Source organism: Brucella sp., from assembly GCF_032066345.1.
In the GTDB taxonomy this organism is placed as follows: domain Bacteria; phylum Pseudomonadota; class Alphaproteobacteria; order Rhizobiales; family Rhizobiaceae; genus Brucella; species Brucella pseudogrignonensis.
The window spans coordinates 1-20,818 of sequence record NZ_DAMBKZ010000037.1; the positions used below are offsets into that span (position 1 = coordinate 1).

Sequence of the window (20,818 nt, forward strand, 5' to 3'; positions counted from 1 at the left end):
TGATGGAAAAGCTGAGCGCCTGAGTTTAGGCTTCAGTTCCGATTACGAAAACTCCCGGCTTGTCCGGGAGTTTTTTATTTCTCGGAGTTATTGGATGCCTGTTGCAATAACTGCTCGTAGAACTGGTTCAGTTCCATCATATCTGCCGCATTCACCAATCTTATTTGATTGCTTAGCGCAGATGCCTTCAGTTCTGAATTGTCCCGGAGTGAGCGCTCGATAAACTTATCGATGATGTACCGAAGGCTGCTATCAACGTGATCGTAACCTGCCTCGCTGCGCATTCTGCTGAGCAAAAAATCATCGTCGGCATAAAGGCAGACGCATTCGGTTGAAGCGGTGTTCAATGTCGCCAGATATTCTGGACGCAACGCCGACCCTTCGCAGATGAATTGTCGCCCTTCATGGATGTGCCCCTCGATTTTCTCTCGAATGAGAGGCCATATGTTTTCATGATGCACCTTTAGAAACCAATGAATGGTTTCAGGTGAAAGGCTTGAATAAAACTCGGCGACGGCGGGGCGGACGGTAGGCCAGGGGCGCCCGGGGTGCCGGGCAAGACTATCCGTTGAAATCAGGCTCCACCCGAGGGCTTTTGTCAGTCGCGCGGCAAATGTCGATTTCCCGACATGCGAACTTCCGGCGATCAATATGCCAGACATTGCTCGCTTCATTTTGCCGACCTCCAGCCGTTATACCAAGGCGTGAAGATGCTGACGCATCACGCCTTGAAAAAGTTCAATCGCCACTCGGGCTTAACCAAAACTCCATGAGTCATACTCATGGGGTTTTGGTATTAGAGCATTTCGCATTTAGAGCGGTTCCAGTTAAGGCCGAATCGTTGGAGCCGCTCTATCTGTTTTTTTACGCATGTCGTTGCCCAAAATTGGTTTCCATTTTTGGATGGCAAGCTGCAGAGCGCGATTATAGCGCCCTTTTGCGCAGAGAGGCAGGCAACAAAAAACCTCGCCGAAGCGAGGTTTTTCGTAAGTTCATCAATGTCAGTATTAGATACCGAGATTGCCGAAACGGTTTTTGAACTTCGTTACGCGACCGCCGCGATCGAGCAGGGTCTGCGAACCACCGGTCCAAGCTGGGTGCGTGGTAGGATCGATATCGAGGTTCATCGTATCGCCTTCCTTGCCCCAGGTCGAGCGGGTCATGTATTCAGTGCCATCGGTCATCACGACCTTGATGGTGTGGTAGTCGGGATGGATGCTGGCTTTCATCTTCTCAATCCTGAAAGTCTGGGGTGAAAATCCCAGTTTCTTGTTTAAAACTGCGGCACTTTCGCCCAATGGCAGATATGAAGACCCGTTACCGACGGCAACGGCTTCCAAAAGGGTTGGCGAGCCTATACATCAGGCGCACGCTAATAACAAGGGCGCAATCTCAAGAATGGCCAGCAGAGACAGTCAAATTCGCATGAATCCAGAATTGAATGCCCAAGAGGGGGCTGGGGAGGGTGCTAAGGAAGGGCGTAAGCGCCGTTCATTGAAGCCACTGAGGCGGATGCTTCCTTTCCTCTCGCGCTACAAGCCTCTGGTTATTGGAGCGCTGTTCTCGCTGGTTCTTGCTGCTGTGACGACTCTTGCTGTCCCGGTTGCCGTACGCCGTATGATCGATCATGGCTTCACCGGCGCCAATGCGGTCTTCGTCAATAACTATTTCGGTATGCTGGTGGCGCTGGCGCTGGTTCTGGCGCTCGCATCGGGCCTGCGCTATTTCTTCGTCATATCGCTGGGCGAGCGCGTGGTGGCAGATCTGCGCAATGCTGTCTTTTCCCATGTGACCAGCCTGTCGCCGGAATTCTTTGATCGGTCGCAGTCGGGCGAGATCGTCTCGCGTCTTTCGGTCGATACCACGCAGATCAAGTCGGTTGTAGGGGCTACGGCCTCTGTAGCGCTGCGCAATGTGATTCTGGGTATTGGCGCGCTCATCATGATGGTTGTCACCAGCCCCAAGCTTTCCGCACTTGTGATTGCGGCTATTCCGCTGATCGTGATTCCGTTGATCGCTTTTGGTCGTTCTGTGCGTCGTCGCTCACGCATGACGCAGGATATGCTGGCACATGCCAATGCCTATGCCAGTGAGCAGATCGGGGCGATGCGCACGCTGCAGGCCTTCACCAACGAAAATATGGTGGTGGGGCGTTTTGCCAATGCCGTCGAGAAGGCCTATCAGGCGGCACGTTCCTCCATCAAAGCACGCGCCATTCTGACAGGCTTTGCAATTTTCCTGATCTTCTCCAGCGTGGTTGCCGTGCTCTGGTTCGGCTCGCGTGATGTGCTTTCCGGCACAATGACAGCAGGAACGCTGGGCCAGTTCGTTCTTTATGCAGTCTTTGCAGCCAGCGCTTTTGGCGCGCTTTCGGAAGTGGGCGGTGAACTTGCGCAGGCCGCGGGTGCCACCGAACGGCTTGCAGAAATTCTCGATGAAAACCCCGGCATTTCCGCCCCGGTAAATCCTGTTGACTTGCCACAACCGCCGCGTGGCGAGATCAGCTTAGATCAGGTGCATTTCTCCTATCCAACGCGCCCGGACGCACCGTCGCTGAATGGTGTCAGCTTCACTGTAAAGCCCGGTGAGACGGTTGCGATTGTCGGCCCGTCCGGTGCCGGCAAAACCACGATTTTCTCGCTGGTGATGCGCTATTACGATCCGCAATCCGGTCGTGTGCTGATGGATGGTGTGGCGTTGCCTGAAGCCGACCCTGCCAAGGTGCGTGAACGCATTGCCGTGGTGCCACAGGATGTTGCGATCTTTGCCACCAGCATTCGCGAGAATATCGGCTTCGGTAAACCCGGTGCAAGCGATGCTGAAATCGAGGCTGCAGCAAGGGCAGCACTCGCGCATGACTTCATTATGGCGCTGGACAAGGGCTATAACACGGAAGTCGGCGAACGCGGCGTTACGCTTTCAGGCGGTCAGCGCCAGCGCATTGCCATTGCGCGTGCGATCCTGCGTGCGGCACCCGTTCTGCTGCTGGATGAAGCCACCTCGGCGCTTGATGCAGAAAGTGAAATGCTGGTGCAAAAGGCGCTTGATAGCCTCATGGATAATCGCACGACGCTCGTTGTGGCGCATCGCTTGGCAACGGTTCTGAAAGCCGACCGCATTCTGGTTCTCGACAAGGGCCAGATTGTTGAAGAGGGTACGCATCAGACGCTGGTTGAGAAGGGCGGCATTTATGCCCGCCTCGCCAAGCTGCAATTTGAAGCAGGCGCAGGCGTTTTCGGTAAATAAAAATGGGGGCTCATGGCCCCCTTACAGCGATTCCAGTTAAGAAAAAATCGTCGGAACCGCTGTAACTTCTTGTTTTTACGCATTATCCGACGCAAAGCCGCTTCGCACTTTTTCTGGAAATGCTAAAATTTTAGTTTATCTCTCCGTCAGCTTCAGCTCGATGCGGCGGTTTCTTGCGCGGGCATCGGGTGCATCGGAACTATCGAGCGGCTGATACTCGCCAAAACCTGCTGCAACCAGACGGTTAGCTGGTACGCCATTGGCGATCAGATATTTGACCACTGCCGTTGCGCGTGCTGACGAAAGCTCCCAGTTGTCGCGGAAGCGACCCGTGCCTGCCAGCGGCACATTGTCGGTATGTCCATCCACACGCAGAACCCAGTTGATGTCATCTGGAATTTCCTGGTTGAGCGTGATGACCGCATCAGCGAGCTTCTTCATCTCTTCCTGACCGGCAGGATTGAGATCGGAAGAGCCCGTTGGGAAAAGCACTTCCGACTGGAACACGAAACGGTCGCCGACAATGCGGATATTTTCCTTGTCGGACAGGATCGCACGCAGGCGGCCAAAGAAGTCGGAACGGTAGCGGTTGAGTTCCTGCACCCGCTGTGCGAGCGCCACATTAAGACGACGACCGAGGTCAGCGATCTTGGCATTCGATTCGCGATCACGCGATTCGGAGGCATTGAGCGCATCTTCAAGAGCTGCAATCTGGCGGCGCAGCGCTGAAATCTGCTGGTTCAGCAATTCGACCTGCGAGAGCGCCTGCGCACTGACCTGCTTTTCGGCATCAAGGCTTTGGCTCAGTTCACCTGCGCGTTTTTCGGCGGCAGCACCCGCGCCGCTGCCTTCATTGAGAAGGGCTTGCAGACGCGAGCGTTCGCTCTCCGCTCCTGACAACGAGGCTTGCAGATTGGCAATCGTGTCCTGCATGTCCTGCGAATTGCTTTTCTCAAGCGATAGAAGCTGTGTGAGTTCCTGTATCTGGCTGTTGAGACGTGCCAGAGCGCTGTCTTTGGTGTCTACATCGCGGCTCAGCAGAAACTGCCCCAGCACGAAGACTGTGAGCAGAAACATAATGGCGAGCAGCAATGTCGTCAGTGCATCGACGAAGCCGGGCCAGTAATCGACATGACGCTGCGGGCGGCGGTTGCGGGCTAGAGCCATTGTGCTTACTCCGGCCGTGTGCGGTCGTTCGGACGTTCGCCAGAGGATTTTGCGCCAATCGCCTTGTTCAGACGGTCGAGCGTTTCGCGGATGGCTTTTTGCTCATCTGCCTGTTTCTCGACCCAGTCGCGCATCATCTGCTGTTCGCTGCGCATACTCTTAACCAGCCCCTGAATGCCTTCGGCGAGGTTGGCGAGAGCAGCTGATGTGCGCTGGCTCGATGCGTCACCGCCTTGCAGGTTTTGTACGCGCTCAGCGAGGTTGCGGACGCCATTGAGACTTTCGTCGGTGCTGAGATCGGAGCCGAGGTCTGTGACCGAGGAAAGCCAGTTTTCAAGCTCGGTATAGAAGCGGTTTTGCGCGCGGCCAGCCTGAAGATCGAGGAAGCCGAGAATCAGCGATCCCGAAAGACCAAACAGCGAGGAGGAGAAAGCCGTGCCCATGCCCGAAAGTGGTGCCTGAAGCCCTGCTTTGAGCGAATCGAGCACATCTGTTGTGCTGCCCGAGCTTGGATCGAGCGACTGGATGGTCTGTCCGATGGAGCCAACCGTTTCAAGCAAGCCCCAGAAGGTGCCAAGCAGGCCGAGAAAGACCAGAAGGCCGATGAGATAGCGCGAAATATCGCGGCTTTCATCAAGGCGCGTGGCAATCGAATCGAGTATGGATCGGGTCGATGTGGTTGTTAGTGCCATCGACTGTCTGCGACCGATCAAGGCTCGCATGGGTGCAAGGAGCACGGGCGGGCGGGTGGTGCCGTCGCGTTCGCCATCGCGGAACGAATTGACCCAGCGGATTTCCGGAAGCAGCCGCAGCACCTGCCCGAAGGCAAGCAGGATGCCGACGAGCAGCACGCCGAAGATCAGGCCGTTAAGACCCGGATTGGTGACGAAGAATGTATGGATCTGCCGCATCAGGACTGCCGCCAGAAATGCGACGATGATGAGAAAGATTACCATGGAGAGAATGACAATTCTCGGGCTGCTCAGGCGGTAAGGATCATAGTCCCGTGCATCGTCAAGGCGTTCCCGTGAAAGTCTCAAATCGCTCATGCGTCCTGCTCCATGGTCGGGTGTTCGGACAGAATCCTACTTCATTCGTTAGCGAAGCGGAATCACCTGAAACGAGAAAATTGCACAGCTTTATGAAGATTATTGCCTGAACTGCGACAGAGCATAAACTCGTAAATGAGCGGTATTATTTGTTCGCGCTGCCATATCCTATTTTAGGATCGGCTGATTTTATTGTTTATAATTGTTAATATGAATTATTTTAAATATTGTTATTTTTATATTTCAGAAATTTGATAATTTTAAATTGTAAATTCAACTTTATTTGAGGGGGCTGCCATGCATTGGTGGAATATTCTTGGAAATATACTTGAGGCTGTAGGTAAATTTCTCGGTCAGTGGTAATCGCTTTATTGATACTAAAGCTTTAAATTAAATAGAGAAGGCCGGTCCATTACTGGATCGGCCTTCTCGTCGATTCTTCAAAAGTTGATCCAGATGCAAATAAAACCGGATCAACAGCGTTACGAAGCTTCTCAAATCGGCTTGTTGACCGTCTTGAGCAATGCCTTCTGAATGATTTCATTGCCAGCAACGATGGTCTTGGTGCCGAAAATGTCCTGGCCGCCCTTTTTGTCGGATACAAAGCCACCGGCTTCGCGGATCATCAACATGCCTGCGCCGAGATCCCAAGGGTGCATACCGTCTTCCCAGAAGCCGTCGAGACGACCAGCAGCAACATAAGCGAGATCGAGAGCAACCGCACCCATACGGCGAATGCCGGCGGTTTCACCCATGACGTTGCGCAGTTCGACGAGGTAATGGCCGTGGCCGGGGCGACCCAGATGCGGGATCCCGGTGCCGATAACGCAATCGACGAGTTTGTTACGGGCTGCAACGCGCAGACGGCGATCATTGAGGAATGCGCCACCGCCACGTTCAGCGGTATAAAGTTCGTCCATTGCCGGATTGTAGATAACGCCAGCAACGATCTGTCCCTGACGCTCAAGAGCGATGGAGACTGCAAAAACTGGAATACCATGGAGGAAGTTGGTGGTGCCATCCAGTGGATCGATCAGCCAGCGATGCTGTCCGTCCTTGGATTCAACCTCACCCGATTCTTCCATCAGGAAGCCAAAATCCGGGCGGGCGCGGCTCAGTTCGGTGTAGATGACTTTTTCCGCTTTGCGGTCGGCCTGGCTGACGTAATCGCCTGGACCTTTGAGAGAGACCTGAAGGTTCTGCACTTCGCCGAAATCGCGCGCAAGGCCACGTCCGGCCTTCATAGCGGCCTGAACCATTACATTGAGAAGGGCTGAACGCGCCATCTGATCATCCTTTTTAGAAGCGCATCCCGAAACCTGTGAGCCGGTTTTCGGAAAAGATGCGCGTTTATAAACCTGAGAGCGCCGATCTGATCGGATCAGATCGAATGGCACTCAAAACTGAGCAATCTGAGAAAGAACTGTCACGGTCTCATGGAGAGGCCGGACTGCGGCGCCAGACAAGCAGGCGCCGCTGAATTTTGGATAAGTGGATTATGCGCGGCTGATGTAGGTCAGTTCGCTGGTGTCAACGATCACGCGTTCACCCGATTCAATGAATGGTGGAACGAGGATGCGGATGCCGTTTTCGAGGATCGCTGGCTTGTAGGAAGAAGCAGCGGTCTGGCCCTTGACGACCGGGTCAGCTTCAACGATTGCAAGCGTAACCTGTTCTGGAAGACGGATGCCGATTGGCTTTTCTTCGTAAAGTTCGACCGTGACCATCATGCCGTCCTGAAGGAAGGCTGCGCGGTCGCCAACGAAATCCTTGAGCAGTTCGAGCTGTTCGTAGGATTCTGTATCCATGAATACCAGAGCTTCACCCTGTTCATAGAGGAACGAGAAGTCCTTCTGCTCCAGACGAACGCGTTCAACGGTTTCTGCAGCGCGGAAACGTTCGTTGAGCTTGGTGCCGGTGATGAGGTTCTTCAGTTCGACCTGATTGTAGGCGCCGCCTTTACCTGGCTTGACCGCATTGGTCTTAACCGCAGCCCACAGACCGCCATCATGCTCGATGACATTGCCTGGGCGGATTTCGTTACCATTGATCTTCATGAGCTTAATCCGGGAATAAAAAGTGAAAACTGTTGCGGCCCGGCGCATCACGACAGAAAGGCAATCGCCCACGTTAAATTGGGGGATTGCGTCCATCTTTTAACTCGAACCACGATAATCGGGTTTCCAAGACCATAAAATGGCGCTTTGTGCAAGCCTGAGAGCTCATTCTCGGTATCATTGAATGCGAAATTTGGCGTGTAAGGCATCATCTCAGGCATAAATTTTTCTGTCTGAAGATGCGGAACATCGGAAACAGCTTTGCAGAGCCAGCTCAGCTTAATCGCAATTTCTTGTGGTCTGACAGAAAAATCTGCCCTATGTCCGACTACAGCACAATTCCTCAAGCTTGAATTCGTTTGAGGTAGAATTATGCTGAACGTATAGAGTGTTAGAGCGATCTTTGTGCGCCGAAAAGGGCGCAGGACGCTCTAGGATTTTCTGTGTGAGACCTCTCATTCGAGTATGTTCACGACTTTATACCCGAGGCGCAATCTTATCGCTCCGTGTTTTCTTCCGGTTCGATAATGCTCAAGAATTTCTGGAGAGAGTTATGAAAACCGCAGCGAAGGCAATCCCCGGCATCCGTCAAAAGTTTTTCCACTCAGCCGCAGCAGGCCTGCTGCTCTCGACTATCGCAGCTGTTTGTGTTCCAACCATCGCTTCAGCCGCATCTCCAGCTGTTAATGCTCACCAGCATGATGCCGCCGCCGCCGCACCTGATGCGGGGGCAGTTCTGCAAGCAATCTACAAGGTAGATGGTAACGGCTCTGATTCCTACGATGTTGGAAAAGGAGTAACGGCGACCTATTGGCTGGGTCATCAGTTTGAGCTGGAAGGAAAGCAATATTTCACCGGCTTTGCATGGGAAACGCCCGTGCAAAAAGAGGGGGCTGAGGGCGGAGAGGCCGGCCCGGAGGCTCAGGTCAGTCTCTCGGAAGCAACCTTTGTGCTGGTGGATGGATCATGGACGCTTGCCCATGCTGCGCGTGATATCGGTTCGATGGGCTCTTACGAGAAACCCGACGAAGTCGATACGAACCGCAAGGTTGCAGAATATCGCACGCCGTCAGGGAAAATTGTGTTGGCCGTTCCTATTGCCGGTTTCGATAACGGTTCGTCCTACAATGGCTTTGACATATTCGCCTTCAACAAATCATGGACCCATGTCGGCTATCTGTTGGCGGGTGAAGATAATGGCGCTGCCTGCTCTGACGGCGAAGTGATGCCCTGTGTGTCGAGCCAGGGCGAGGTGGCTTTTGCTCCGGATGAAAAGTCGGATATGCCCAAGCTGGTGGTAAATTTTACGGGTACGACGATCTCTGCTCCGGGCGAGACGCGTGAGCTCGGCGCTGATGATGCGACGACCTATGTTTATGATGCGAGCAAAAAGGCTTACGAAAGCCAGTAATACCAAGGCGGCTCAAGATGCTAACGCATCACGCCTTGAAAAAAGTTCAATCGCTACTCGGGCTTAACCAAAACTCCATGAGCCATGCTCATGGAGTTTTTGTATAAGGCTTCGGCCAAAGCCGCAAATAAAAAGCGCGTTCATTTAGAGCGCTGTGCGCCCTCTTGGACGCACAAAGGCCGCTCAACACTTTATGCTATAGGTGCGCGCTTTGGGATTTATAGGCTTTGTTGAAGGCTGTTATTATCGAACCCGCAGGTCGTTTGCTGTCTGGATTGCTTGTTTGAGCTGGTCGTCTGCAAGACCATCCATCATGTCATTCAAATCCGGCGAGCGGAAACCGGCTCTCTGAGCAATGATGTACCAGGCCGCTGACTTAACAAGATCGCCATCCGTGCCAATGCCATCGCGATAAAGGCGGGCAAGCCATGCCTGCGCCATCACCATTCCGCGTTGCGCAGCAATCTGCATCCAGCCAAAGCCCTGCTCGTAATTGCGGTCGCCACCACGCCCTTCGATCAGCCAGCGGCCAAGATCGAATTGCGCTGTATCATAGCCTTTGCGCGCGGCGCGCAGCAGATATTCACGCGCTTTTGGTTCGTCGCGTGCAATCTTGTCGGTGCCGTTGGCGTAAATCTGGCTGATCGCATATTCGCCATCGGCAAGCTTGGCATCAGCCGCTTTTTCAAACCACGGGAATGCCTGATCAAGACCAGCTTTACCCGGTGTTTTCATGAGCAGCATTTGCCCATAATTGAACTGCGCCATGGCATTGCCACCTTCGGCAGCCTTCTGCATCAGCTCTGTGGCCTTGGCTGTATTCTTCGCAATGTATTTGCCCTGAAGAAGCAAGGCCGCATAACGGAACTGCGCTTCATTAACGCCTTGCGCAGCTGCTTTCGCATACCATTCAGCGGCTTGCTTCTGATCGGCAGGTACACCGAGACCACGCGCATAAATCTCTGCGATCAGCGTTTGTGATGCTGGGTCGCCTTTTTCAGCCTGCGGTTTGGCGAGGTTGAATGCAGTCAGGTAAAGCCCACGCTGATACGCACCGAAAGCCTCATCCGCAGGCTTATCGCCAAACCGGCTTGGATCGATCGCCGGAAGCGTTCTGGTTGATGCCGGTTGCGGCAGCATTTTGGGCTTTTCCGCAGGCTTGTCGCCCTTGCTGTCATGGTTTGTTTGTGCGCCTGTCGGTTCACCCGCAGCCATTGCAGCGGGGGCAGATGCAACAAAGATCAAAGCCGTAGCGAGAAGAATTCTGCTCTTCATGGGGGCGTACAAAACCTTGGCGGATTTAATTTTCAAAGCGGGGTGCATTTTCATCGAGAAGCCTGTTGGCTTCAGCGACAGCCTTTGCAGGATCTTCGGCCTCGAAGACTGCACGGCCGAGGGCCACGAAATCAGCGCCGGTTTGTGCTGCTTCAACGACACTTTCAATCGTATTGCCGGCCTGTGCAATACTTGGAATTTCGACCATTTCAGCCCACCATTCAGCCAGCGCAAGATTGCGAGGATGAGCATCGGGCTTATTGTCTGCGCCAATTTTGCCAAAGAAAACATAATCAGGCTGCAGTTCGCCGATCTCCATCGCGCCGTGACGATCACGAAGATTGCCCGTGCCAACGATAAATTTTGGCGTGTGCTTTTCGATGGCTTCAGCAAGTTCACTGGCTTTGCCTTCGATATGTATGCCGTCGGCACCGACGCGACCTGCAATGCGGGTGTCATTGAGAATGATAGCCGCCGCACCATTTTCCTGAATGACGGAAACGGCTTTCTGGGCTGATGCCTGAAAAGCGGCTTCATCCAGATCGCCACCGTCGAGAATCACGCTCGCAACATCGCCACCTGAGAGCGCTGCAGACAAAAGCTTTGCCAGCGCATCACCATCGGCAAGCGGTGGTGCGACCAGCAAGAGGCGGCAGCGTTCATTTTCCTGTGAAGTATTGGGCGTGTTCATAAACCAAACCTAGCGAAAGATGTTGATGGAATTCGGGCATAAAGTAAGAGGACTTCGTTGAACAGTCCTTTTGCATTAGCACGCCTTCGTTGAAGGGCCGGAAGGTCGTGTTCTGGCATTATGTTATCCACTGGAACGAAAGTTGATTGGAACCAACCGGGTTCCGCCCGAATTACCAGCTATATAGGCGGCAATGAGTGCTGCGCTATTGCAGACGGAAAAACAAACGGCAGGCAGGCGAAATGACGAGTGAAACGGCGAAAATAGTGCCAAAGGTTCGCGATACACGTATCGACGTGTTCCGCGCGCTGGCACTGCTTACGATTTTCATCAATCATGTACCCGGAACGATTTTCGAGCACTTCACGCACAAGAATCTCGGCTTCTCTGATTCCGCTGAAGCTTTTGTTCTGATTTCAGGCATGGCGGTGGCTTTGGCCTATGGCGGCAAGTTTGCGCCGGGTAATCGTCTCGTGCTGACCTTGAAAATGTGGCGTCGCGCCTGTGTGCTTTATACTGCGCACATCATGACGACGCTTGCGACGATCGGTATTTTTGCTGCCGCCGCCATTTTCCTCAAGCATCGTGAGCTGCTCACGCAGATCAATATCGGCCCGCTGGTCAAGCAGCCGGTTGAAGCTCTGCTTGGTCTGGTCACGCTTGGACATCAGCTCGGCTACAACAATATTCTGTCGATGTATGCCGTCATGCTTCTGATGACGCCACTGCTGCTGCTCCTTGCACGCATCAGCCTTTCTCTGATGGTTGCCGTGTCGGGTACAGTCTGGCTTCTGTCGGGTCTTTATGGCGTTGCACCGATCAACTACCCGACTGGCGGCGTCTGGTTCCTGAACCCACTGTCCTGGCAGTTCCTGTTTGCGATCGGTATTGCCGGTGTCATGTATGTGCGTCGCGGTGATAAAATCCCGGCACATCCTGCGCTGATTGCAGTTGCTGTCGGTTATCTGGTTCTGTCGCTGGCCTGGGTTCGTATTCCGCTCTGGGGCATTGATGCCTCGATGGGAATGCCTGCGGTCCTGACCGGCTTTGACAAAACCTTCCTTTCAGCTCCGCGTCTACTGCATGTGCTGGCGATGGCTTATCTGATCGCGGTTGTGCCGACGTTAAACAGTATTGCGCGCACGTCTTCTGATAATCCGCTTGCCATTCTGGGTAAGCATTCGCTCCCGGTCTTCATTGCGGGTACGCTGCTGGCAATGGTCGCACAGGTGATGAAGCTCGTTAATCCGGGTGGTCTGCCATATGATGCGCTGTTGATTGCAACGGGCGTGGTGATGCAGTTCGCACTGGCTTATTATCTTGAGTGGCTGCCAACGATCGGTTGGGGCAAGAAGCCAGCGGCAAAGCCTGCAACCGCCGAAGGCACCAAGGTTCCGGCCGCATCAAACCCGAAACCTGCTTTGCAACGGGTATGATCGAGTAATTTTTAAAAGCCGCCTTCGGGCGGCTTTTTTATTTGGGCTTGCTGACAGGGCGCGGAAACTTCCACAGCTTGAGCCCAAAATTAACGCTTCATTAATCTTAACGGCGTTAAATGGTTTACATCCAGTTCGGCTGGATTCTTACCGAGTGGTTTAGCCACTCTGTTTGACGCCTCCCTGTTAAACTCCTGAGAGCCGCCTTTGCGGCTCTTTTTTTATGCTCTTCTTGCGGGCAGAGTTTTCAGAGCGTCACGCGTTTGATTGCGCCCGCTGCACGCTTATCTCTTTGTTTTCGCGCATATCGTTATCGGAAAGCCAGCTCCGGTCTTTCCGCGACTGGCTTTAGTCGTTTACCATCATTGAAAATCCTCCCAAAAATATTAACTCTTCATTAAACATATTCTTGCGCGACAGTGCATGAAGGTGCAGTTTGTCGTGGACTCATTAAAAGCGGCTGTTCCGTCTTCGCTCTCCCCATGATCGAACAGCGGTTCAAGAAATTCATTCGCATGCATTTGAGGTGTGCGAGCAACAAAATGGACGCTGATGCGTTCATGTAAGGTGGCAGAGCAGTGATTAGCGAACAGGGACAGATGCCGGGCAATATGATCAGCCTCGCTGAGCGCATGGTTTTCTCGGATTCCTTTAAGCCGATTTACAGTGAAGGCATGGATATGGTTGAGGAAGCGGCCAGCTACCTCGATGGTGAAGGCCGTGAAGAAGCGCGCACTCTCTCGCGAGTTGCCGCAACGCTTTACGCTGCCGAATCGATGCGCCTGACCACCCGCCTGATGCAGGTTGCTTCATGGCTTCTGCTGCAGCGCGCTGCCCGCAATGGCGAAATGTCCCGCCAGCAGGTTGAATCCGAAAAGGCCAAGGTTCGTCTTGATACGCCATCGGCAGGCGATGTAGCGGCAGGCTGGAATGAACTTCCTTTCGCCTTCGTTGAACTTATCGAGCGTTCGATCCGACTTCAGGCACGCGTGCGCCGCATGGATCGCAATGTCTATGGCGAAGTCGTTTCGCTGCAGACCACACCACGCGGCAATCCGGTGTCGGATCAGATTGTACTGCTCAAAACCGCTTTCGGCGCTTCCTGATATTTTTTTGATGTGCGCTTCCCGGCGCGCATGTTTCTCTTTTGTTCACATTTATGCTGTCAAGTGAACCTGTCTGAGGATAGGGTTCACTTATGAAAGAAACGATTCGCATCATTGGTATTGATCCGGGGCTCCGCCGAACCGGCTGGGGCATCGTCGAATCGCTTGGAAATTCCCTGCATTTTATCGGCTCCGGCACGGTGACGTCGAATGCCGAGATGGATCTCGCTTCACGGCTTTGCCAGTTGCATGAGGGGCTCGCAAAAGTCCTGCATGACTTCATGCCGCATGAAGCCGCCGTCGAACATACATTCGTCAACAAGGATGCAACTGCTACGCTCAAGCTCGGTCAGGCGCGCGGTATTGCACTTCTGGCGCCTGCTCAGGCGGGGCTTCCTGTTGCCGAATATGCGCCCAACGCCGTCAAGAAGGCGGTCATTGGTGTCGGCCATGGTGAAAAGCAGCAAATTCATATGATGGTGAAGGTTTTGATGCCGCGCGCAACGTTCGATACGAGCGATGCTGCCGACGCGCTCGCCATTGCCATTTGCCATGCACATCACCGTCAGAGCATTGTCAGCGCACGCAGATTGCAGGCGCTTCTAAGTTAACGCGCATCTTGTTCCGAAAACCGTTACACATTTTTCGAGATGCGCTTGTAGCAGGATAGGTATCAAATGATCGGCAAGCTCAAGGGCGTGATCGATGAAATCGCTGAGGATCATGCCGTTATCGACGTGCATGGCGTTGGCTATGTTGCTTTTTGTTCGGCCCGTACGCTTGGTAATCTTGGCGGGGCAGGGGAAGCGGCTGTTCTGTTTATCGAGACCTATGTGCGCGAGGACATGATCCGCCTTTATGGTTTCGCATCGCAGCTTGAGCGCGAATGGTTCCGCCTGTTGCAGAATGTGCAGGGCGTTGGTGCCAAGGTGGCACTTGCCGTTCTGGGTACATTGACGGTGCCGGAACTCGCCAATGCGATTGCTTTGCGCGATATCAATATGGTGTCGCGTGCGCCGGGCGTTGGCAAGAAGGTGGCCGAACGTATAGTTACCGAGTTGAAGAACAAGGCACCGGCCTTCGCGGGGGAAGCCAGCGGCACCATCGGGCTTAAGCAGGAAATCGGCGCGGGTGCGGCTTCCGCACCAGTGAGCGATGCGGTTTCAGCGCTATCCAATCTAGGCTATTCACGCGATCAGGCGGCCAATGCGGTGGCTGCAGCACTTAGAGAAGCCGGAGAAGATGCAGATTCGGCCAAGCTCATTCGCCTTGGTTTGAAGGAGCTGTCGCGGTGAGATACTTGTCTCGGATTAATGTTCATGCGAGAGGACTGGCATGAGCGACCGCAACCCTCTTATTGATGCTGATATCAGCGCTGAAGATGCCGATAGCACCCTACGCCCGCAAACGCTTAATGATTTTGTGGGGCAGGCGGCTGCGCGCGCTAATCTAAAAGTCTTTATTGAAGCTGCAAAAGTGCGCGGCGAAGCACTGGACCATGTGCTGTTTGTCGGGCCTCCGGGACTGGGAAAGACCACGCTTGCGCAGATCATGGCCAAAGAACTTGGCGTTAATTTCCGCTCGACCTCTGGTCCGGTGATTGCCAAGGCCGGTGATCTCGCAGCACTTCTGACCAATCTCGAAGATCGCGATGTTCTGTTCATCGACGAAATTCACCGTTTGAGCCCGGCTGTCGAAGAAATTCTCTATCCAGCGATGGAAGATTTTCAGCTCGATCTCATCATTGGTGAAGGTCCGGCGGCGCGTTCGGTGAAGATTGATCTTGCGAAATTTACGCTGGTTGCAGCGACCACCCGTCTTGGGCTGCTGACCACGCCCTTGCGGGATCGTTTCGGTATTCCGGTCAGGCTCAATTTCTATACGGTCGAAGAGCTTGAATATATCGTGCGCCGTGGTGCGCGCATCATGCAGATGGGCATTTCGCCAGATGGTGCGCTGGAAGTGGCGCGCCGTTCTCGCGGCACACCACGTATTGCAGGCCGTTTGTTGCGCCGGGTGCGCGATTTCGCGCTGGTCGCAGGTGTCGATGTGATTGATCGCAAGATCGCCGATGAGGCGTTGTCGCGTCTCGAAGTCGATAATCGCGGGTTTGATCAGCTCGACCGGCGTTATCTCGATATGATCGCACGCAATTTTGGCGGTGGTCCGGTCGGTATCGAAACAATTGCAGCGGGATTGTCTGAACCGCGAGATGCAATCGAAGACATCATCGAACCCTATATGATCCAGCAGGGCTTTTTGCAGCGTACCCCACGAGGGCGTGTTTTGACGGCACTTGCCTGGCAACATATGGGACTGGCCGCGCCTGCTGAGGTGACACAACAGTCGCAGTTCGGCCTTTTCATGGAAGACGAATAGTTATGGATCATGCACAGGTTGCGGGCGAACTGAAAGACGGGACCCATCATCTCTATGCCCGCATCTATTATGCCGATACGGATTTCTCGGGCTTCGTTTATCACGGTCGCTATCTCGAATTTTACGAGCGCGGCCGCACCGATTTCCTGCGTCTTCAGGATGTTCACCATATCGAGCTTGCTGAAGGTTCGCTTGGTGAGGAAATGGTCTGGGTCGTTCGCCGCATGGAGATCGACTATAAATCGCCTGCAAAGATGGACGACCTCATCCTGATCGAAACCCGTGTCAGCGAAATTCGCGGGGCACGGGTCATTATGGCGCAGAAGATCACCTGTGATGGACGATTGCTGTCAGAAGCCAAGGTCGAGGCGGTGATGATCACCAAGGAAGGTCACCCCCGCCGTATTCCCGATGAATGGCGTGAAGCTTTCACGAAAGCTGACTACAGCGTAACTCCTTAAACTTGGATCAGTTTGAGGTAAAATTATGCTGTAAAGATAGAGTGTTAGAGCGACCTTTGTGTGCCCAAGAGGATGCATGGCGCTCTAATAGTTTCAGAAACGCCCGCAATAATTAACGGGTACATGGTGCTTCTCTTTAAATGATAACGCATCCTTAACCATAATATTCCATTAATCATGCTGACGGAATCGGTTGAGAGGCTGGGTTGAAGTGCAGCGCCTTCCTTTCACCAAAATTAACCGTAACAAGCGCTGTGAGGATTTAAAGTTGAAATCCGATATGGCGGTTGTGGCGCAGAGCGTCAGCATATCCGTCAGGGTGTGCAAAAAGCTCGTTAGATAAAGCTGCGCAGGTTGGGGCGTTCGGAAACGGACGTTTCTAGAAGAATTTGCGATGCCGCCCGGTTATGACGCCGGGCGTTTGGATTCGAGGACGGTAGATCGATGGAAAATGTTGCGCTTGCGGCCCCTGCCGCCGATATTACCCTCTGGGGCCTGTTCATGCAGGCAGGCTGGGTCGTTAAGCTTGTTATGCTTGGTCTGATCGTTGCATCGGTTTGGACCTGGGCGATCATCGTAGACAAGATTGTCGCTTACGGTCGCGCACGCCGCGCAATTGATCGCTTCGAGCAGGCTTTCTGGTCCGGTCAATCGCTGGAAGAGCTCTACCGCAATCTCAATGATCGTCGCACAACGGGCATGGCCTCCATCTTCATGGCTGCCATGCGCGAGTGGAAAAAGTCATTTGAGAAGGGTGCGCGGTCTCCGATTGCACTTCAGATGCGTATCGACAAGGCGATGGATGTGGCACTGGCGCGTGAAAGCGAAAAGCTGGAATCGCGGCTCGGTTTCCTCGCAACGATCGGTTCAGCGGCACCCTTTATCGGTCTGTTCGGTACGGTTGTCGGTATTATGACCTCGTTCCAGGCAATTGCGGCATCCAAAAACACCAATCTCGCCGTCGTGGCGCCGGGTATCGCGGAAGCGCTGCTTGCTACTGCTATCGGTCTTCTGGCCGCTATCCCTGCAGTTATTGCCTACAACAAGCTGTCGAGTGACGCAGGTAAGGTCAATGGCAGGCTCGAAGGCTTTGCGGATGAGTTCTCTGCCATACTGTCGCGCCAAATTGATGAGAAGCTGACGCCGCGCAGCTAAAGCATGTCGCGGAAAAGTGGGAACCGGTTTTCCGATAACGACAAGCGTGAAAACAAAATAGAGCGTTCCGGCATCAAAGCTAAATCGAGCCTTCGGGAATATTGAAATGGGCATGTCAGTTGGAAATCAGGGAATGCAATCGGGCGGACGCGGCAGGCGTGGCCGCAAGAAGGCATTGATGAGCGAAATCAACGTTACGCCATTCGTGGACGTGATGCTGGTGCTGCTTATCATCTTCATGGTCTCTGCTCCGCTTCTGACGGTTGGCGTGCCTATCGATCTGCCAGATACGCAGGCGAAAGCCATGAATGCCGACACGCAGCCGATCACTGTATCGGTCAGCAATGACGGCAAGATCTATCTGCAGGAAACTGAAATTCCGCTTGATGAAGTTGTTGCCAAACTTCAGGCGATTGCCAAGACCGGTTACGAAGAGCGCATTTTCGTGCGCGGTGACAAGGCTGCCGATTACGGCACTGTCATGAAGGTCATGGCTCGCATTTCCGCCGCCGGTTTCAAGAATATCGGCCTTGTGACACTCCAGGAGCAGGATAGCTGACGCCATCATGAAGGCTGGCCTGACATCTTCTGTAGCCCTCCATACCGTCGTTATCGCGTTGGGGCTTTTCTCCTTCTCCTCGCCGAAGGCTTTCGACGTGCAGGATTCGGAGTCGTTTCCGGTCGACATCGTGCCGATCGAATCGATTACCCAGATCCAGCAGGGCGATAAGACTGCGCCGATGAAGGAAAAGTCGGCGCCTGTTCCGACGAAAAAGCCGAATGTCGTTCCCGATGCTCAAAACGTCGGCGACAACGACGTCGATCTTCAGACGCCTCCAAAGCCTGATAACAAGGCGAAGCCCATTGAAGCGGCTGAGGAACCAAAAGCACAGCCGGAGCCGGTGAAAAAGCCGGAACCGAAGCCCGATCCAAAACCTGAACCCAAGCCGCAGGAACAGCCGACACCGGTGCCTGCAACCGAAGTTCAGACCAAGCCTGAAGAAAAGCAGGAAGTGAAGCCGGATCCGGTTGCGGAAGCAATCGAGAAGCAGGCGGAAGCACCTGATCAGACGGCTCCAAAATTGCCGGATAATGTTCCGGCACCACAGGCAAAGCCTAAACCTCCGCAGGCGCAGACGGCAAAGACGCCTGATCGCAAGCCGACGGAAGAAAAGAAGCCTACGCAGTCCGCCTCGCAGACTTCGCAGTCGAAGAATGACGCCATTGCTGATGAAGTGGCAGCACTCCTCAACAAGCAGAAGGCATCGGGCGGCGGCGCAAAGCGTTCGACCGATCAGGCATCGCTGGGCGGCAAGAAGAATACAGGCGGCTCGAAGCTGAGCCAGAATGAAATGGATGCCCTTCGTGGTGCGATTTCCAAGTGCTGGAATGTGCCTGCCGGTGTGGCAGACGCTCCAGGTCTGGTCGTGACGGTGAAGATGCGTCTTAATCAGGACGGCTCTATCCAAGGTTCTCCTGAGGTAACATCTGGTGGCGGTGGTGACGGTGTGGGCCGTGCGGCAGCTGAAAGCGCCAAGCGCGCTGTGGCTCGTTGCGCACCATACAATCTGCCAGCAGACAAATATGATTCATGGTCGGAAGTGATCGTCAACTTCGACCCGAGCGAAATGTTCTGATCGGATTTCCGGTCGCAAACAAGTTGAATGCCAAGGACAAAAGAGGTCCCAGAAGATATGAAAATAGGCATCATGAAAACAAAGATCCGCGCAGCCTTGTCGGCTTTCGCCTGTGTGATCGCTGCAAGTCTTGTTTCCACCATGCCTGCTCGCGCGGTGGTGGAAATCAACATCAACAAGGGTGTGGTCGAGCCACTGCCAATTGCTATCACCGACTTCCTGTCGGCAGATCAGCTTGGACCGAACATCACTTCTGTCATTGCTGCGGATCTTGAGCGCTCTGGCCTTTTTGCGCCAATCAACAAAGGCGCGTTCATCGAAAAGATTTCCAATCCCGATGCATCGCCGCGTTTTGAAGACTGGAAAGTTATCAACGCGCAGGCACTGGTGACGGGCCGCATTACCAAGCAGCCAGATGGCCGTTTGAAGGCTGAGTTCCGCCTGTGGGATACGTTTGGCGGTCAGCAGATGATCGGCCAACAGTTTTTCACCACGCCGGATAACTGGCGTCGTGTTGCGCACATCATCGCCGATGCGATTTATGAGCGCCTGACCGGTGAAAAGGGCTATTTCGATACACGTATCGTGTTTGTCGATGAATCCGGCCCGGCACAGAAGCGCGTCAAGCGCCTTGCGATCATGGATCAGGACGGCGCGAATGTGCGCTATCTTTCCGATGGCCGTGACATTGCTCTGACGCCACGCTTCTCGCCGAACCGCCAGGAAGTCACTTATATGTCGTTCGCTGGTGGTCAGCCGCGCGTTTATCTGCTGCAGCTTGAAACCGGTCAGCGCGAACTTGTCGGCAACTTCCCCGGCATGTCGATTGCACCACGCTTCTCGCCAGATGGTCAGAAAGTTGTAATGAGCCTGCTGCAGGACGATGGCAGTGCGAACGTCTACACGATGGACCTGCGTAATCGCTCGACAACCCGTCTCACCAGCAGTCAGGCAATCGACACCAGTGCGTCTTATTCGCCTGATGGTTCGCAGATCGTCTTCTCGTCCGACCGTGGTGGCCGTCCGCAGCTTTATGTCATGGGCGCTGATGGCTCCAATCCACGCCGTATCTCGGCGGGTGATGGCAGCTACTCGACCCCTGTCTGGTCGCCACGCGGTGATCTGATCGCCTTCACCAAGCAGTCGCAGGGCCAGTTCTCGATCGGTGTCATGAAGACCGATGGTACAGGTGAACGTCTGCTGACTTCTGGCTTCCACAATGAAGGTCCGACCTGGGCTCCAAACGGTCGCGTCCTGATGTTCTTCCGCAAAGCTGCGGGTGCTGGTGGACCAAAGCTGTTCACGATTGATCTGACCGGTCGTAACGAGCGCCAGATCCAGACGCCGAACTTCGGTTCCGATCCGGCCTGGTCGCCACTGCTCGAATAGTGCCGTCAGCTGCATTGATATTTAACAAGGCGCGAAACTTCTGTTTCGCGCCTTTTATTTTGCACGACCAATACAGAGCTACAGGCGAATTAGGAGCGAACAGAGCTCTAGATTGGCTGATTATGCTCAAATTGCCACAATCTTAGCCTTTGGGCCGTGTTTCTGCCGCATTTAGCCATCAAGGGCTAGAAACAGAATTGCTGCCGGAAAAACCGGTTTGCATTTGGCCGAAAGAAATCGTTAACCATACTTCTTGAGCCTGCCTTAACCTAAATATGATTATTGGTTGGTTACGCAGGAACATCAAATCTTAAGGAGCTCCGGCCCATGCGCCGTTTCCAGTCGATTGCACGTAGCCC

The 20,818-nt window shown here is 53.9% G+C and carries 20 protein-coding genes; 12 read left to right on the forward strand and 8 right to left on the reverse strand.

The window, feature by feature from the left end:
• Positions 1-74 precede the first annotated feature (74 nt).
• Entirely contained in the window at positions 75-674 is a 600-nt protein-coding gene (locus tag RT142_RS24060) for a hypothetical protein (RefSeq protein WP_312472882.1), read from the reverse strand.
• A gap of 333 nt (positions 675-1,007) precedes the next feature.
• Positions 1,008-1,229, reverse strand: coding sequence for a 50S ribosomal protein L31 (rpmE, locus tag RT142_RS24065; RefSeq protein ID WP_007876617.1), 222 nt, complete (start codon positions 1,227-1,229; stop codon positions 1,008-1,010).
• A 196-nt stretch (positions 1,230-1,425) separates the two neighbouring features.
• On the opposite strand from rpmE, the gene RT142_RS24070 reads away from it, so the two are divergent.
• On the forward strand, positions 1,426-3,246 hold the full coding sequence (locus RT142_RS24070) for an ABC transporter transmembrane domain-containing protein (protein ID WP_313032096.1): 1,821 nt from the start codon (positions 1,426-1,428) through the stop codon (positions 3,244-3,246).
• Between the two features lie 135 nt (positions 3,247-3,381).
• Here RT142_RS24070 and RT142_RS24075 read toward each other — a convergent pair whose 3' ends face one another.
• The 4 genes from RT142_RS24075 to efp all read right to left on the reverse strand — a co-directional run bounded on the left by RT142_RS24075 (position 3,382) and on the right by efp (position 7,519).
• A complete protein-coding gene (locus RT142_RS24075) occupies positions 3,382-4,413 on the reverse strand; it encodes a peptidoglycan -binding protein (RefSeq protein WP_007876613.1) in 1,032 nt (343 codons plus the stop codon).
• 5 nt (positions 4,414-4,418) lie between these two features.
• Positions 4,419-5,462, reverse strand: a complete 1,044-nt coding sequence (locus RT142_RS24080; RefSeq protein ID WP_064321050.1) for a MotA/TolQ/ExbB proton channel family protein — start codon at positions 5,460-5,462, stop codon at positions 4,419-4,421.
• Between the two features lie 494 nt (positions 5,463-5,956).
• The gene (locus RT142_RS24085; protein ID WP_079212611.1) at positions 5,957-6,748 is read right to left on the reverse strand and encodes an inositol monophosphatase family protein; all 792 of its coding nucleotides are present in this window, start codon (positions 6,746-6,748) and stop codon (positions 5,957-5,959) included.
• A 210-nt stretch (positions 6,749-6,958) separates the two neighbouring features.
• A complete protein-coding gene (gene efp, locus RT142_RS24090; RefSeq protein ID WP_007876600.1) occupies positions 6,959-7,519 on the reverse strand; it encodes an elongation factor P in 561 nt (186 codons plus the stop codon).
• 553 nt (positions 7,520-8,072) lie between these two features.
• Between efp and RT142_RS24095 the strand changes: the two genes are divergently transcribed.
• A complete protein-coding gene (locus RT142_RS24095; RefSeq protein WP_313032101.1) occupies positions 8,073-8,930 on the forward strand; it encodes a hypothetical protein in 858 nt (285 codons plus the stop codon).
• A gap of 243 nt (positions 8,931-9,173) precedes the next feature.
• Here RT142_RS24095 and RT142_RS24100 read toward each other — a convergent pair whose 3' ends face one another.
• Entirely contained in the window at positions 9,174-10,205 is a 1,032-nt protein-coding gene (locus RT142_RS24100; RefSeq protein ID WP_039860152.1) for a tetratricopeptide repeat protein, read from the reverse strand.
• 25 nt (positions 10,206-10,230) lie between these two features.
• Entirely contained in the window at positions 10,231-10,896 is a 666-nt protein-coding gene (locus RT142_RS24105; RefSeq protein WP_064321049.1) for a thiamine phosphate synthase, read from the reverse strand.
• Between the two features lie 242 nt (positions 10,897-11,138).
• Between RT142_RS24105 and RT142_RS24110 the strand changes: the two genes are divergently transcribed.
• The 10 genes from RT142_RS24110 to tolB all read left to right on the forward strand — a co-directional run bounded on the left by RT142_RS24110 (position 11,139) and on the right by tolB (position 20,459).
• Complete coding sequence (locus RT142_RS24110) at positions 11,139-12,332, forward strand: OpgC family protein (protein ID WP_079212266.1); 1,194 nt, start codon at positions 11,139-11,141, stop codon at positions 12,330-12,332.
• Between the two features lie 599 nt (positions 12,333-12,931).
• Positions 12,932-13,438, forward strand: a complete 507-nt coding sequence (locus tag RT142_RS24115) for a DUF1465 family protein (protein WP_007876590.1) — start codon at positions 12,932-12,934, stop codon at positions 13,436-13,438.
• A 92-nt stretch (positions 13,439-13,530) separates the two neighbouring features.
• Entirely contained in the window at positions 13,531-14,049 is a 519-nt protein-coding gene (ruvC, locus tag RT142_RS24120) for a crossover junction endodeoxyribonuclease RuvC (protein ID WP_064321047.1), read from the forward strand.
• A gap of 66 nt (positions 14,050-14,115) precedes the next feature.
• On the forward strand, positions 14,116-14,733 hold the full coding sequence (ruvA, locus tag RT142_RS24125; protein WP_064321046.1) for a Holliday junction branch migration protein RuvA: 618 nt from the start codon (positions 14,116-14,118) through the stop codon (positions 14,731-14,733).
• Between the two features lie 40 nt (positions 14,734-14,773).
• Positions 14,774-15,817 carry a Holliday junction branch migration DNA helicase RuvB gene (gene ruvB, locus RT142_RS24130; RefSeq protein WP_112807884.1) on the forward strand — a complete coding sequence of 348 codons (1,044 nt, stop codon included), beginning with the start codon at positions 14,774-14,776 and terminating at the stop codon, positions 15,815-15,817.
• A 2-nt stretch (positions 15,818-15,819) separates the two neighbouring features.
• On the forward strand, positions 15,820-16,278 hold the full coding sequence (locus tag RT142_RS24135; protein WP_007876581.1) for a YbgC/FadM family acyl-CoA thioesterase: 459 nt from the start codon (positions 15,820-15,822) through the stop codon (positions 16,276-16,278).
• Between the two features lie 444 nt (positions 16,279-16,722).
• The gene (gene tolQ, locus RT142_RS24140; protein ID WP_007876578.1) at positions 16,723-17,433 is read left to right on the forward strand and encodes a protein TolQ; all 711 of its coding nucleotides are present in this window, start codon (positions 16,723-16,725) and stop codon (positions 17,431-17,433) included.
• Positions 17,434-17,539: 106 nt separating this feature from the next.
• Complete coding sequence (gene tolR / locus RT142_RS24145) at positions 17,540-17,992, forward strand: protein TolR (RefSeq protein ID WP_313032106.1); 453 nt, start codon at positions 17,540-17,542, stop codon at positions 17,990-17,992.
• 7 nt (positions 17,993-17,999) lie between these two features.
• Complete coding sequence (locus RT142_RS24150) at positions 18,000-19,070, forward strand: cell envelope integrity protein TolA (protein ID WP_064321043.1); 1,071 nt, start codon at positions 18,000-18,002, stop codon at positions 19,068-19,070.
• Positions 19,071-19,127: 57 nt separating this feature from the next.
• Entirely contained in the window at positions 19,128-20,459 is a 1,332-nt protein-coding gene (tolB, locus tag RT142_RS24155) for a Tol-Pal system beta propeller repeat protein TolB (protein WP_007876573.1), read from the forward strand.
• Positions 20,460-20,818 lie beyond the last annotated feature (359 nt).